General features: G+C 43.1%; 12 protein-coding genes and 2 pseudogenes. 13 read left to right on the plus strand and 1 reads right to left on the minus strand.

Annotated features, from left to right (window positions below):
* The first annotated feature begins 113 nt into the window (after positions 1 to 113).
* The 12 genes and pseudogenes from HT574_RS08700 to HT574_RS08750 all read left to right on the plus strand — a co-directional run.
* A complete protein-coding gene (locus HT574_RS08700; RefSeq protein ID WP_175244283.1) occupies positions 114 to 1,067 on the plus strand; it encodes a U32 family peptidase in 954 nt (317 codons plus the stop codon).
* Between the two features lie 23 nt (positions 1,068 to 1,090).
* Positions 1,091 to 1,414, plus strand: coding sequence for a UxaA family hydrolase (locus HT574_RS08705; RefSeq protein WP_017437298.1), 324 nt, complete (start codon positions 1,091 to 1,093; stop codon positions 1,412 to 1,414).
* A complete protein-coding gene (locus tag HT574_RS08710; RefSeq protein ID WP_017437299.1) occupies positions 1,386 to 2,552 on the plus strand; it encodes a UxaA family hydrolase in 1,167 nt (388 codons plus the stop codon). The genes HT574_RS08705 and HT574_RS08710 overlap by 29 nt, the downstream gene beginning before the upstream one ends.
* Before the next feature lie 311 nt (positions 2,553 to 2,863).
* Positions 2,864 to 3,823, plus strand: a complete 960-nt coding sequence (locus tag HT574_RS08715; RefSeq protein WP_175244284.1) for a sugar kinase — start codon at positions 2,864 to 2,866, stop codon at positions 3,821 to 3,823.
* Positions 3,824 to 3,836: 13 nt separating this feature from the next.
* A complete protein-coding gene (locus HT574_RS08720; protein WP_175244285.1) occupies positions 3,837 to 4,511 on the plus strand; it encodes a bifunctional 4-hydroxy-2-oxoglutarate aldolase/2-dehydro-3-deoxy-phosphogluconate aldolase in 675 nt (224 codons plus the stop codon).
* The gene (gene dgoD / locus HT574_RS08725; protein ID WP_175244286.1) at positions 4,498 to 5,646 is read left to right on the plus strand and encodes a galactonate dehydratase; all 1,149 of its coding nucleotides are present in this window, start codon (positions 4,498 to 4,500) and stop codon (positions 5,644 to 5,646) included. Before HT574_RS08720 ends, dgoD begins: the two co-directional genes overlap by 14 nt.
* Before the next feature lie 239 nt (positions 5,647 to 5,885).
* Positions 5,886 to 6,890 carry a C-terminal binding protein gene (locus HT574_RS08730; protein ID WP_042410627.1) on the plus strand — a complete coding sequence of 335 codons (1,005 nt, stop codon included), beginning with the start codon at positions 5,886 to 5,888 and terminating at the stop codon, positions 6,888 to 6,890.
* Positions 6,891 to 7,044 (plus strand): annotated as a pseudogene (locus tag HT574_RS19895) (aldo/keto reductase); the annotation flags it as partial.
* A gap of 121 nt (positions 7,045 to 7,165) precedes the next feature.
* Complete coding sequence (locus tag HT574_RS08735) at positions 7,166 to 8,896, plus strand: sigma 54-interacting transcriptional regulator (protein ID WP_175244287.1); 1,731 nt, start codon at positions 7,166 to 7,168, stop codon at positions 8,894 to 8,896.
* Between the two features lie 184 nt (positions 8,897 to 9,080).
* Positions 9,081 to 10,268: an iron-containing alcohol dehydrogenase gene (locus HT574_RS08740; protein ID WP_309138292.1), complete on the plus strand. Its 1,188-nt coding sequence runs from the start codon at positions 9,081 to 9,083 to the stop codon at positions 10,266 to 10,268.
* Positions 10,269 to 10,288: 20 nt separating this feature from the next.
* A complete protein-coding gene (locus HT574_RS08745; protein WP_175244289.1) occupies positions 10,289 to 11,623 on the plus strand; it encodes a GntP family permease in 1,335 nt (444 codons plus the stop codon).
* A gap of 5 nt (positions 11,624 to 11,628) precedes the next feature.
* Positions 11,629 to 12,220 (plus strand): annotated as a pseudogene (locus HT574_RS08750) (aldehyde dehydrogenase family protein); the annotation flags it as partial.
* Positions 12,221 to 12,429: 209 nt separating this feature from the next.
* Here HT574_RS08750 and HT574_RS08755 read toward each other — a convergent pair.
* Entirely contained in the window at positions 12,430 to 12,834 is a 405-nt protein-coding gene (locus tag HT574_RS08755; protein ID WP_042410603.1) for a DUF1259 domain-containing protein, read from the minus strand.
* A 251-nt stretch (positions 12,835 to 13,085) separates the two neighbouring features.
* Here HT574_RS08755 and HT574_RS08760 point away from each other — a divergent pair, with 251 nt between their 5' ends.
* On the plus strand, positions 13,086 to 14,504 hold the full coding sequence (locus HT574_RS08760; RefSeq protein WP_042410600.1) for a PTS mannitol transporter subunit IIBC: 1,419 nt from the start codon (positions 13,086 to 13,088) through the stop codon (positions 14,502 to 14,504).
* The last annotated feature ends 58 nt before the right edge of the window (positions 14,505 to 14,562 follow it).

The raw sequence follows: 14,562 nt of genomic DNA on the forward strand, positions 1-14,562 counted from the left end.
GGGTTGCAAATAGGACTGCTAACGAAGAAGCTAATCGATTAGCCGCTCTCTATCACTACACTAAGATTATTTCCTATCAATCTTTAATAAAAGAGAAAGGATGCATTATATTTATGAAAGAAACGAGAGAATTTCTTAAATCATTGGGCTACCCAAGCAGCGATCTCTATGATCTTCCTACGTCTACAAAACGTTTCCCTGACGAGGCACAATACCGTATTGAGATCCCAAGTGTAGAAGGTCCACGTGCTTTACAAGCAGTGCTTGAGGAGGCAGACCGATTGGGAGTAACCATTCACCGCGTATCGCAGGGAAGTGGAATTATGCTGTTAACAGATGATGAGATTAGGGAAATGTGCCAGATTTGCGCGAATCGGGGGATGGAGTTAAGCCTTTTTGTCGGCCCTAGGGGTACATGGGATATTAGCGCCCAACCATTTACAAGTTCAGGGAAAGTTGTGGGGCTTAGACACGAAGGAATCGATCAGCTGGTTTATGCCATTGAGGATTTAAAAAGAGGAGCAAGTTTAGGATTGCGTGGTGCTTTAGTTGCTGATGAAGGTTTGTTGCTTTTAACGAAGGAAATGAAAAAGCAAGGAATATTACCGCAAAATTTTGTGGTTAAAGTATCCGTTCAAATGATGGCATCCAACCCGGTGTCTATTAAGCTGATGGCGGAATTAGGCGCGGATACGTATAACGTTCCTACCGCTTTGACTTTGCCTAAACTGGCGGCTATTCGTCAAGTAATTGACATTCCAATTGATATATATGTGGAGGTACCAGACGGATTTGGCGGTTTTATTAGACATTATGAGATTCCGGAAATTATTCGTATTTTATCACCTGTTTACATTAAATTTGGGTTACGCAATCATCCAGATGTATATCCATCAGGTAGACATCTGGAATCGATTAATATGGATCTATGTCGCGAAAGAGTTCGCCGAGCAGCATTAGGAATGCGGATTATTGAACAATACTACCCGGAAGCAGTGATGTCTGAACTAGGAGCAGAGGGGTTGGGTGTCCCGGTAATCGGCTCGTTCAAAAAATCTACGGTTTGAAAGAGGAGAAGGGGAGAAGCTATATGACGTCTTTTTACCGAACTGTTATGATGAATCCCAAAGATAATGTTGCCACTGCCTTAGACTATATCCCTGCTGGTAGTGTAGTAAAAGTAACATGTCAGGGAAAAGAGTACGAGATTGAAATCAAAGAAAATATTGAGTTTGGGCATAAATTTGCTGTTGTTCCTATTAAGAAAGGCAAGGATATATTCAAATATGGGGAAGTTATTGGAGTTGCCTCTAAGGATATTGCCGTAGGTGAGCATGTGCATATCCATAATGTAGAGGGGAAAAGAGGAAGGGGAGATAAGATAAATGAAAACAGCTCAGATTTGGGGTTATAGACGTCCTGACGGTCGAGTGGGAGTTCGTAATCATGTGCTTATATTGCCTACCATTGTTTGCGCTACACAGGCAGCAAAACAGGTAACAGAACTTGTTCATGGTACTGTGTCCTTTATTCACCAGCATGGTTGCGCTCAAGTAGGTGTTGATTATGATCAAACATTCCGCACATACGTTGGAATGGGGACCAATCCAAACGTGTATGGTGTAATCGTTATGGGACTTGGTTGTGAGACGCACCAGGGGAGAAGTGTTGCCCAGGAAATTGCCAAAAGCGGCAAGCCGGTTGAACTGGTATCCATTCAAGATCATGGGGGGACGCTTGGAGCCATTGCAGAGGCGGCGCGAATTGCAACGAAAATGGTACAAGATGCTTCTGCTTTAGTCCGGGAACCGTTTGATATTAGCGAATTAATTGTAGGAACAGAATGTGGAGGATCAGATGCCTGTTCGGGGCTCTCAGCCAACCCGGCAGTTGGTTATGTAAGCGACATGATTGTTGACAGAGGAGGAACAGTGATTTTAGCAGAAACAACCGAACTAATTGGGGCAGAACACCTTTTAGCCAATCGTGCTGTTGACGACCGAGTAGCCAAAAAAGTATATCAAGTCATTGAAGCGATGGAGAAACGGGCAATCATGATGGGAGTGGATATTCGTACCGGAAATCCAAGTCCAGGGAATCGAAAGGGAGGCCTCACAACACTAGAAGAGAAATCACTTGGAGCGGCTGCCAAGGCTGGTACCAGACCTTTGCAAGAGTTAATCGATTATGCTCAGCGGCCGACAAAAAAAGGGTTAGTATGGATGGATACCCCTGGTCATGATATTGAACAGCTGACGGGAATGGTTGCTGGTGGGGCACAAATCGTCTTATTTACAAGTGGACGTGGAACACCAACTGGTTCGCCAATTGCACCTGTCATTAAAATTGCTACCAATACTCCGATGTTTGAAAAAATGAGGGAAAACATGGACATTAATGCAGGAACAATCATTGAAGGAACGGAGTCTCTAGAATCGGTAGGCGAAAGAATTTTCAACGAACTTTTATTAACAGCCTCTGGAAAGCTTACGAAAGCAGAAATTCTAAAACAACATGATTTTGGCATTTGGAGAATTGGCCCAACATTTTAGTAGTTAAGAATATTTGAATATTATTAATAATTGAATTTGTGAGCAATATTTATAGAAATGCCTTACCCGTTAAGTTTTGTTTGACTATTCGAACTTCTGGAGCAAGAAATGTGCTATCTATTTTTCGGCTGCCAAAAGGCAAGCCATTGACTTGCCTTTAACAGTCAAGAGATCTGCGCTTTGTTAGTGGAAAATTCAAATGCCAATATTTCTTTGGTGTCTATTCATTCAAGAGATTATCGGTAAAACCTTTTGAATTCATGTTATTTGCCGGGAACAGGCAAGCACAAAAACATACGGGGGGGCTTATTGTGAAAGAACTTGATGTTGTAACATTCGGGGAAACAATGGTCTTATTTACCCCCGAACTCACGCTTCCACTCGAATATAGCGATAGATTCTATAAGCAGATTGGAGGAGCGGAATCCAATGTAGCGATTGGGTTGCGAAGGCTAGGTCACTCGGTAGGTTGGTTTAGCAAATTAGGTAATGACCCCTTTGGAAGATATATTCACAAATTTATTAGAGGCGAAGGGGTAGACACTTCTAGATGCATCTATACGGATGAGGCTCCCACAGGTATTTTTTTCAAAGAGAAATACTCACCAACAAATGTAAAAGTGTATTATTATCGCAAAAACTCTGCTGCTAGTTTATTATCACCCAATGACCTTGATGAAGATTATATTGCTCGTGCGAAATTTCTTCATTTAACGGGGATTACCCCTGCCCTTAGCCCATCATGCAGGGAGACAGTTTTTAAGGCTATTGAAATTGCCAAAAAACATGAGGTGAAAATTGTTTTTGATCCGAATATCCGATTAAAGCTTTGGAATATGGAGAAAGCGAGATCCGTTTTATTAGAAATTGCCAAAGAAGCAGATATTATTTTACCTGGATTGGATGAAGGTGAAATACTGTCAGGTCGGAAAACTCCTGAGGAAATTGCGGATTTCTTTGGAAAAGAAAAAATTGTCATCCTCAAAATGGGGGAAAAGGGAGCATACTACCGATCTGGGAATGAAAGTGGCTATGTAAAAGGATTCCCTGTCTCTCAAATAGTAGATCCAGTTGGAGCTGGCGACGGATTTGCAGCGGGGGTAATAAGTGGAATTTTAAGAAATGAGCCTATTTTTTCGGCAGTGAAACGCGGAAATGCGGTTGGAGCTATGGTTGTTGGAGTAAGTGGGGACGTTGAAGGGTTGCCGAGCAGTGAAGAATTGGAAGAGTTTATGAAAGGTGTAATTCACTTTCAAGGTGTAAAACGGTAAGGAGGAAGATGTTTTGGACAAGATTACAAATCTAAACCGCTTAAAGAAATCTAAGTTAGTCGCAGTAATTAGAAAACCAAAACCATCTCAAATTTTCCAAATTGCAGAAGCATTGATAGAAGGTGGGGTAGAGGTGCTAGAAGTTACGGTGGACACCCCTGGAAGTTTTGAAATGATCACTCATCTTAAAGAAAAATTTGGAACAAAGGCTATCGTTGGTGCAGGAACAGTACTTGATGCGCAAACTGCTAAAAGAGCGATTGAGGCGGGTTCAGATTTTATTTTTTCACCGATACTTGACGAGGAGACCATTTATTTAACCAATCGATATGGTAAAATTTCGATTCCTGGTGCCATGACACCAACTGAAATTGTAAGAGCATATCAAGCAGGTGCTGATCTTTTAAAGGTATTTCCTGCTAGTTCTCTAGGACCTAAATACTTTAAGGAATTAAGTGGACCGTTAGGATATATTCCAATGATGCCGACTGGCGGTGTGTCTTTAGATAATGTGGCAGAGTTTATACAAACTGGTGCAGCAGCGGTAGGAGTGGGGAGCGCATTGCTTAATAAACAAGTAATTCAGGAGGGGCGCTTCGATATTTTGAAAGAAACTGCACAAAAGTTTATCGAGAAAATACGAAATGCGATGGTTATGGAGGAGAAAGTGCAAAATGAGGATTACTAAATTTGAAACTTTTATCGTTCCACCGCGATGGCTATTCCTCAAAATTAGCACCGATGAAGGGATTGTCGGTTGGGGTGAACCGATTATAGAGGGAAGGGCAAATACGGTGAAAACAGCGGTAGAAGAATTAAGTGAATATTTGATAGGAAAAGATCCGCTGAAGATCGAGGATCACTGGACCGTTCTTTATCGAGGTGGATTTTATCGCGGAGGCCCGATTTTAATGAGTGCCATATCAGGAATCGATCAAGCGCTTTGGGATATAAAGGGGAAATATTTTAACGCACCCGTTCATCAATTGCTAGGTGGTCCTGTTCGTGATTCTATCCGTGTTTACAGTTGGATTGGAGGAGACCGCCCTAGCGATATCGCTGAAGCAGCAAAAAAGGCGAAAGATGCAGGATTTACGGCCGTAAAAATGAATGCTACCGAGGAACTTCAGTATATTGATTCTCATAAAAAGGTTGATGAAATTATAGAAAGGGTTGCTACAATCCGACAAGTAGCTGGTGATGACTTCGATATAGGTATTGATTTTCATGGACGTGTCCATAAACCAATGGCAAAGATTTTAGCAAAAGAACTAGAACCTTACCATCCTATGTTTATCGAAGAACCTGTATTACCGGAGCATAACGAAGCGCTGCGTGAGATTGCCAAGCATACCACCATTCCAATTGCAACGGGAGAAAGAATGTTTTCCCGTTGGAATTTTAAAACCATTTTATCGGAGGGCTATGTAGATATTATTCAGCCCGACCTTTCCCACGCGGGGGGAATTACGGAAGTGAGAAAGATAGCTGTGATGGCTGAAGCCTATGATGTTGCGTTAGCTCCTCATTGCCCGTTAGGCCCAATTGCATTGGCAGCTTCTTTGCAAATCGATGCGGTGTCCTATAACGCTTTTATTCAAGAACAAAGCCTTGGTATACATTATAATCAAGGAAACGATCTCTTAGATTATTTAGTAGATGCTTCTGTGCTTGAATACAAAAATGGATATGTAAAAATCCCACAGGGGCCGGGATTAGGGATAGATATTAACGAAGAGTATGTAAGGAAAATGGCAGAAACAGGACATAATTGGAAAAATCCTGTTTGGCGCCATAAAGATGGTTCAGTTGCTGAATGGTAGATATACTTTTTAAGGATTTTTATCTATATTCTTTCAGGTGGATACAGATTATAAGGATAGTGATATTTTTAAATTTTATGTATTGACCATGTACCGCAGCCTAAAGTTGAATGCAGTATAGTATATATTGCTTTCGTTGCAACTATAGTAAACATAGTATGATTGCTTGTCTGCTCTGCCTTTTACGATGGATGAACGAAGGTACAGAAAAATACATAAATAATGTAGGGAGGGAAAAAATGAAAAAATTTAAAGTAGTGGTTACCGATTATGAATTTCAAACATTAGCTCCTGAACAAGAAGTGCTTTCCTCATTGAATGTAGACTTCGTAGCCGTACAGTGCCGTACTGAGGAAGAAGTAATCGCTGCCTGCAAAGATGCCGATGCGATTATTAATCAATATGCCCCTGTCTCTGCGAAGGTAATTGCAAACTTAGAAAACTGCAAAGTTATTTCACGATATGGGGTAGGTGTCAATACCGTCGATGTGGACGCGGCTACCCAAAAAGGCATCATTGTTGCCAACGTAACAGATTATTCGGTAGATGAAGTATCCGACCATGCTTTTGCTCTGTTGCTTTCATTGGTGCGCAAAGTTGTCAAATTAAATAGTGAAGTGAAAAATGGAGTGTGGAATTTTAATTTAGGAAAACCGATTTATCGATTACGCGGCAGAACACTTGGACTTGTAGGACTGGGAAGAATTCCACAGGCATTAGCTAAAAAAGCACAATCTTTTGGCTTAAATATCATTGCTTATGATCCATATATTTCGCAAGAGGTAGCCCATCAATTGAATGTTAAATTGGTAGAATTAAACGATCTATTTAAACAATCTGATTACATTTCCGTCCATGCACCGTTGACGAAAGATACACGTGGAATGATCAGCGACGAACAATTTGATCTTGCGAAAAAGGAACTATTTATTGTAAATACAGCCCGCGGTCCTGTTATTGATGAGGCTGCATTAATTCGCGCTTTGCAGGATGGAAAGATTGCAGGTGCAGGTCTAGATGTTACGGAATATGAGCCTATTCAACCAGATAATCCTCTTCTTAAAATGGAGAATGTGATTATTACACCGCATGTTGCCTGGTACTCTGAGGAATCTGAAAGTGAATTAAAACGAAAAACCGCCCAGAATGTTGCTGATGTATTATCGGGATATTATCCCAAATATTTAGTGAATCCTAGCGTGAAAGGGAAAGTGCATTTAAGAGAAAAAGAATTGTACGTATAAAAAGCAGTCGCCAAACTCGGTATCACCCTTTTCCAATTGGCGCTTGCCTGGGTATTGCGCCAGCCGGCCGGAACAAGTCGAAGAAAACGTCAAAGCCGTGGACATCGACTTAACGGAAGATGTTCTTGAGAAAATTGAACAAATTCTTGCATAAACATAGAAAGAAGCAAGCGGGAGGCTTGCTTCTTTTTTATGATGACAAGCGGAGATAAAGGATTTCTCTTACCAGCGGCGAAAAATACGAAAATAGACAAATGGGGAAGGAGGGACTTTGTATGAGCGGCAATGTGGATGAACGTGGAGAAATGGTATTGCGTGCTGACCAGACATTAAACGAGGCGTTGCAACTGTTTATCCGCTTTGAGGTAAACGAAGTTCCGATAATCGACCATCAGCGCAGGGAAATAGGCCGGTTGACATGCAGGACATTGCTAAAAGCGGTGGCGGACAAATGGGATGGTCGAACGACTATAGAGTCGCTATGGAACGGAGAGAAAGAAGCCGAACAGGTAGGGAGGGAGCCGGCTGATGCCCCAAAGGTAAGCCGTGCGTCCGTGTCAGAGCTGACCGCCATGGTCGAGCGGCTCAAGCGGGAGCTGCAAGAGACGCAAAGCATAGTGGAAACGATGAAAACGGTTCTTGACTCGGCCTATGAAGGCATTGTCGTCGTGGATGCGCATGGCATTATCCAGGAAATAAATAAGGCCTATTGCCAGTTTCTTGGCATTCGCCGCGAAGACGCCGTTGGGAAGCATGTCACCGAAGTTATTGAAAATACGAGGCTACATATTTGTTTGGAATCCGGCATACCAGAGAGAGGATTTATCCAAAAAATTTACGGACAGCCGATGGTCGTCCACCGCATTCCAATCTGGCGCGACGAAAAAGTGATTGGGGCGATTGGAGTCCTTATTTTTCAAGGTGTTTCCGAGGTTTACCAAATTTTTAAGCGTCTGCAGGATTTGTCGCGTGAGGCGAGCCGAAAGGAAGAAAAAGAAAAACGTGCTGCTCCTTCGAGAAAACAAATTTTCGGCTTAAACAGCATCATCGGCCGCAGCCCAGTGATCGCAGAAATCAAACAAATGGTGAGAAGAGCAGCGCGTGTGCCATCCACGGTGTTAATTACCGGGGAAAGCGGAACAGGAAAAGAAGTGCTGGCGAAAGCGATTCACCAATCGAGTCCGTACGCTGACGGCAATTTTGTCAGCGTCAATTGTGCAGCAATCCCTGAATCGCTTCTCGAAGCAGAATTGTTTGGATATGAAGAAGGGGCGTTTACCGGAGCGAAAAAAGGCGGAAAGCCGGGAAAGTTTCAACTCGCCCATAAAGGGACGCTATTTTTGGATGAAATAGGCGATATGCCGCTATATATGCAAGCGAAAATATTGCGGGTCCTAGAGGAAAAAAAAGTGGAGCGGGTCGGCGGAGTGGAGGAAATGGAGCTCGATGTTCGCATCATTGCCGCTACGAATAAAAATTTAGAGGAAATGGTGCGAAAAGGGCAGTTTCGCGAAGATCTTTTCTACCGCCTCAATATTATTCGCATCCATATTCCTGCCCTGCGGGAGCGGAAAATGGATATCCCTTATTTGCTTGCCTACCATATGGAAAGGATTTGCGAGCAGTTCGGTTTAAAACAAAAAGAATTCACAAAAGAGGCGATGCAAGTGCTCATGGATTATTCATGGCCGGGAAATATTCGCGAGCTTGTTAATGTCGTCGAATGGCTTGTCGGCATGGTCGATGATCAAAAAATTCAAAAGGAGCATTTGCCTGCCCATATTCTTTCCCCGCAGCGATTGGCAAAACATGGCGATAAAGAGGGAGAAAAGAGAAAGATTGTGGTGCAGACCGATACAAACTGGCGGGAAATAGTAGACGCTTATGAGCGGGAAAGAATTAAACAAGCGTTGGTTGAGGAAAGAGGAAATAAAGCAGCGGCAGCGCGAAAACTTGGCATGCATCGGTCCACTCTTTATGAAAAACTAAAAAAATATAATCTATAAACATGTTGGAATCATGTACAAATATGTCGGGGATATGTCTGGGAATTGTCGGTGCATCATTGTGTTGATGAAAAACTGAATACTTAAATTGATTAGTAAATAACAGACTTCCGGTTTGGCATGCCATTTGCATGATTATGATATTGAAAATGTTACAAAAGAGGGAGGAGAAACGATGTCACAAGTGTATCAACTTCTCATGCCGGGCCGGATTTTGTATGGACGCGGCGCTTTTAACGAAGTAGGGAGTCAGGCGCGTCTGCTTGGAAACAAAGTGCTTATTATCAGCGATCCGGTTATGGAACAGCTTGGCAATGTCGCGCTTTGTGAAGAGCATTTACGGAAAGAAGCGCTTCCGTTTGCCAAATATACAGGAGTAGACACGGAGCCAACCGATATTCATGTGAAAGAAGCGCTTGAAGTTTGCCGTACAGAGCAGTGTGACGTCATCGTTGCCATTGGTGGAGGAAGCAGTATTGATACGGCGAAAGCGGTGGCGGTCATGATGAAAAATGAAGGAACGATCAGCGATTATGTTGGCAATGTCAAGCCGTTTGCCAATAAACCGCTTCCGCTCATCGCCGTTCCGACGACTGCAGGAACCGGTTCCGAAGTCACAAAAGTCACGGTTATTATTGATACGAAAACGAACGTCAAAATGATGATTTCCCAGCCGGAATTATTGCCTGCCGTGGCGATTGTCGATCCGCTTCTTACCGTATCGTGTCCGCCGGCGGTGACAGCGGCGACAGGGGTAGACGCGTTATGCCATGCGATCGAAGCCTATATTTCGCGGCGCGCCCATCCAGTGACTGACGTATTGGCTCTATCGGCGATCGAAGCGATCATGGGGAATTTGCGCAGATCGTATGAAAACGGCAACGATATCGATGCACGCGAGAAGATGGCAATTGGCGCGATGGTGGCAGGTGCTGCGTTTTCGAACGCATCGGTGACGCTTGTCCATGGGATGTCCCGACCGATTGGGGCACTATTTCACGTGCCGCATGGCGTGTCGAATGCGATGCTGCTGCCGGGGGTGCTGGAATTTACAAAAGAGAGTGCGATAGAAAGACTTGCAGTGATCGCCCGTCTGATCAAGCCAGAATTAAAGACTGCTTCCGATGAAGAAGCAGCAGATGCGCTTATTTTGGAAGTAAAGAAGCTCTGCCGGGATCTCCATATTCCAAATATGAAAACATGGGGAATTGAAAAAGAGCAGTTTGACAAGGCCGTTGACAAAATGGCAGCCGATGCGCTAGCAAGCGGCAGTCCGGGAAATAATCCGCGCGTGCCGACTCATGAAGAAATTGTCCAGCTTTATCACGTCTGCTATGACTATCAATTCGATCATCAAGTGATGCGTCACTAAAAAGGCGAGGGGGAAATTTTATGTTAGGGATGGTCGGGTTATTTGTCTCGTTAGGTTTATTAATCTTTTTGACGATGCGGGGGATTAACATTATCATTGCAGCGATTATTTGTTCTGTTTTGATAGCGCTTACAGGAGGATTGAACCTGGAAAAAGCGATGATGGAAAGCTATATGACAGGATTTACCGGCTATTTTACCAGTTGGTTTCTCATCTTTTTAGCCGGTGCGATTTTTGGAAAAGTCATGGAAGACACCGGTGCAGCCGACTCCATTGCCAATTGGGTAAAAACAAAATTTGGCACCAAACATGCGGTGTTGGCGGTAGTCGCGGCATGCGCGATTATGACGTATGGCGGCGTAAGTCTGTTTGTTGTCGGTTTTTCCGTCTATCCGATCGCCGTGTCGTTATTTCGTCAGTCGAATACGCCGCATCGCTTTATTCCGGCGGCGATGGTGTTCGGTTCTGTGTCCTTTACGATGACTTCCCCTTATTCGCCGGAAATTCAAAACATTATTCCAACGCAATTTTTCCATACTACGCCGGGCGCGGGAGGATGGATTGGGATATTGATTGGCATTGTCATTGCTGTTTTAGGATCCATCTATTTAACGCGCGCGGTGCAAAAAGCAAAAGAAAACGGAGAGACATTTTCGCTTCCATATAGACATGAAGCAATAGCGAACGAGGCAGCAAACGAAATCACCTCCACATTGGAAGAAACAGAAAGCCGTCCGCTTCCACACATTGTGTGCGCATTGCTTCCATTAATTACTGTCATCATTTCATTGAATATATTGGCGAAGTTTATTTCCTCGACATCGGCGGGAGTCGTTTCGCTTGTTCTTGGAATTGTGTTATGTTGGGTATTAAATGCTAAATTTATCCGTAAGTTTTGGGAGTCAATGACCGTTGGCGCCCAAGACGCTCTAGTGGCTGCAGCGAATACATGCGCTGTTGTCGGCTTCGGTACCGTAGCGAAAAATGTTCCTGCGTTTCAGACGGCGGTCAATGCGCTCGTGCACCTCCCTGGTCCGGATCTTCTCGGTTTGGCGCTTGGCGTCACCATTATTTGCGGAATGACTGGCTCCGCCTCCGGAGGATTAGGCATTGCCCTGCCGATTTTAGCGCCGATTTATATGGCGAAAGGGCTTGATCCGGGAGCGATGCATCGGGTATCCGCTTTAGCGTCAGGAGGATTGGATTCGCTTCCGCACAATGGCTATATTGTCACAACGATTCGCGCCGTTTGTCATGAAACCCATGAGCGAACGTATAAACCGATTTTTGTTCTTTCTGTTGTGATTCCGTTAATCGGTATGTTCCTTGCAGTGATTCTTTATTCTATTTTCTAACCATTTCAATTGTGATGCCGGATGCCGACTTGAATCTTGCCGTTACGAACATGATCAATACCGCATTTAGTTCAGCGGGGAAACGATGCATGGCATGTTCCGTTGTCGTAGCTGTCGGCGATATTGACGATAGGCTTGTGGAACGTTTGAAGAAAGCGGCGGACGAGATGAAAATCGGCAACGGATTGCAGAAAGATGTCTTTTTAGGCCCTGTCATTCGCGAATCGCATCATAAAGAACGGACAATTAAAATATATTGAAATCGGCGAAAAAGAAGGAGCGCTTCTTACCCGTAACGGCCGTCGCGCCGCTGCGACCAGCGGGGAAGGCTATTTTATCGGCCCAACGATTTTTGACCATGTGAAGTCGGGCATGACGATTTGAACGGATGAAATTTTTGATCCTGTTTTGTCGATGGTTCGAGGCTCGGGATTTAGATGAAGCAATTCAAAGCGCCAACCAGTCCGAATTTGTAAAAACGGCGCGTGCATTTATACCAACAGCGTCAAAGCGATCCGCCAATTCCACGAAGAAATCGATGCCGGCATGCTTGGCGTCAACGTGGCGGTCCCGGCGCCGATGGCCTTCTTCCTATTTCTCATTTAAATTCCAAAATGCTTTTTTGAATTTTTTATAAAAAAATCCCCTCCATAGTAAACAGTATTGACCTTTGTTTCATTCTGTTTACTATAAGGGGATGACGGTAACCAGACTCAGTCCTTTTTTGTTGTACGGCAGTATTTAGCAGTTGAATTGTTGCGGATCTATTTTAATTATTAGGCTTTGCTAAATTGCAATGTTACCTTTTAGTATTTTAATACTCTGAATGCTTCTCGAATTTTTCTGGCAAATTCCAGTGGTGGTTCGATGGATTCAAAATGCATGTACATTGCTCTTGGCTGTTCAAACAACCAGTGGTTATGGAGTGCTGTTACAATAATGTTTCTTTTTCTTAATTCTGTTAACAGCGGGTTAACCTCTTCTTGAAGCAGTACTGTTTCCCCTAGATTTAGAGCATTTCCTTGGAAGTCTAAATTTTCAAAGGAAAAAAATTGGGGGTTTACTAGCGGTGAATTTGTTCTTCTTCCAAGTATGGTGAATGGAATATTTCTAAATTTTTGCACAAGACATACTCCATTCGTAACACTTCCAGTTCCGCCAAGGATTCTTGCAAATTCCCGACATAAGTCTTTTATCGATTCCCGGCTCATAAATCATCCCTCTTTCGACAAAAATTTTTAGTATCCCTGTTTATATTTGTATGATTTTAGATTATTTATGAATGAGACAAGGGTCTATGACAAAAGTGGAATTTATAAGTTGTTGAAAAAAGTCGAACCAAAAACGCCTATTATTAAAAAATGACAATAATGTGTCGGACAAAATGATATTTACTTATCGTTGAATTAATACCTGTAAGCGCTTTAGTATAAAGGTAGAGAAGCAAAAGGAGGAATGCAGCATGACTCATACAACAGAAAATCAGTCTGGCTTTCGGGTAAAGATTCAGCGTTTTGGTAGTTATTTAAGCGGAATGATTATGCCGAATATTGGGGCATTTATTGCGTGGGGAATTATTACGGCACTATTTATCCCGACAGGATGGCTGCCAAATGAAACATTTGCGAAGCTTGTTAGCCCAATGATTACGTATTTATTGCCGTTACTAATTGGATATACGGGCGGAAAAATGATTTATGATGTTCGCGGCGGCGTTGTCGGTGCCACAGCGACAATGGGAGTCATTGTCGGTTCGGAAATTCCGATGTTTCTAGGAGCTATGATCATGGGACCACTCGGTGGTTACCTGATCAAAAAGTTTGACCAGCTGATTCAAGGCAAAGTGAAACAAGGCTTTGAAATGCTTGTCAATAATTTTTCCGCCGGAATTATCGGCGGGCTGTTAACATTAGTTGCATTTAAAGGGATTGGCCCAGTCGTTTCGGCCATTAGCAAAACGTTAGCAGCAGGCGTAGAAAAAATTGTTGATTTGCACTTATTGCCATTGGCAAATATTTTTATTGAACCAGGAAAAGTGTTGTTCCTCAACAACGCTATTAACCATGGAATTTTAAGCCCGCTTGGCATTGAGCAAGCAGCAAAAACAGGAAAATCGATTTTATTCCTGCTTGAACCAAATCCTGGCCCGGGCCTTGGTATTTTGTTAGCATATTGGTTATTTGGAAAAGGAATGGCAAAGCAATCCGCGCCAGGAGCAATCATCATTCATTTCTTAGGGGGAATTCATGAAATTTACTTCCCATATGTTTTAATGAGACCGATTTTAATTCTCGCGGCAATCGCTGGTGGAGTGAGCGGGGTATTAACATTTACCATTTTCGATGCTGGTCTTGTGGCCGTTCCATCCCCAGGAAGTATTTTTGCTCTATTAGCAATGACGCCAAAAGGTAATTATCTTGGGGTTTTGGCGGGCGTATTGGTCGCAACGGCAGTGTCATTCTTCGTCGCATCGATTTTCTTAAAATCGGCGAAAAATAACGAAGAAGAAGATATAACAAAGGCGACTGAAAAAATGCAACAATTAAAAGGGAAAAAGAGCGATGTTGTTGCGGTGTTGAAAAATGAAGAAGAAGTAGTTCCAGCTAAAGTCAAAAAGATTGTATTCGCCTGCGATGCAGGAATGGGTTCGAGTGCGATGGGAGCTTCTATTTTGCGGAATAAAGTGCAAAAAGCAGGGCTAGACATTGAAGTAACGAATACGGCGATTAACCAACTTCCGCCAGATGCGGATATCGTCATCACCCATAAAAATTTGACGGATCGCGCAAAAGAAAAATTGCCAAACGCTTTCCATGTATCAGTGGAAAATTTCTTGAGCAGTCCAAAATATGATGAGCTCATCGAAATGTTAAAGAAATAAAGGTAGGCGTTTGCTTACCTTTTTCTTTTCGCAAGAATGCATTTTATTAAAAGATGGC

Origin of the sequence: Parageobacillus sp. VR-IP, assembly GCF_013357975.1 — a bacterium.
In the GTDB taxonomy this organism is placed as follows: domain Bacteria; phylum Bacillota; class Bacilli; order Bacillales; family Anoxybacillaceae; genus Saccharococcus; species Saccharococcus caldoxylosilyticus.

Bases quoted from the DNA above. Each gene is read 5' to 3' on its own strand.
- HT574_RS08760 (WP_042410600.1), top strand. From the start codon at position 13,086: ATGACTCATACAACAGAAAATCAGTCTGGCTTTCGGGTAAAGATTCAG.
- HT574_RS08705 (WP_017437298.1), top strand. From the start codon at position 1,091: ATGACGTCTTTTTACCGAACTGTTATGATGAATCCCAAAGATAATGTT.
- HT574_RS08700 (WP_175244283.1), top strand. From the start codon at position 114: ATGAAAGAAACGAGAGAATTTCTTAAATCATTGGGCTACCCAAGCAGC.
- dgoD (WP_175244286.1), top strand. From the start codon at position 4,498: ATGAGGATTACTAAATTTGAAACTTTTATCGTTCCACCGCGATGGCTA.
- HT574_RS08755 (WP_042410603.1), bottom strand. From the start codon at position 12,834: ATGAGCCGGGAATCGATAAAAGACTTATGTCGGGAATTTGCAAGAATC.
- HT574_RS08735 (WP_175244287.1), top strand. From the start codon at position 7,166: ATGAGCGGCAATGTGGATGAACGTGGAGAAATGGTATTGCGTGCTGAC.
- HT574_RS08730 (WP_042410627.1), top strand. From the start codon at position 5,886: ATGAAAAAATTTAAAGTAGTGGTTACCGATTATGAATTTCAAACATTA.
- HT574_RS08745 (WP_175244289.1), top strand. From the start codon at position 10,289: ATGTTAGGGATGGTCGGGTTATTTGTCTCGTTAGGTTTATTAATCTTT.
- HT574_RS08710 (WP_017437299.1), top strand. From the start codon at position 1,386: ATGAAAACAGCTCAGATTTGGGGTTATAGACGTCCTGACGGTCGAGTG.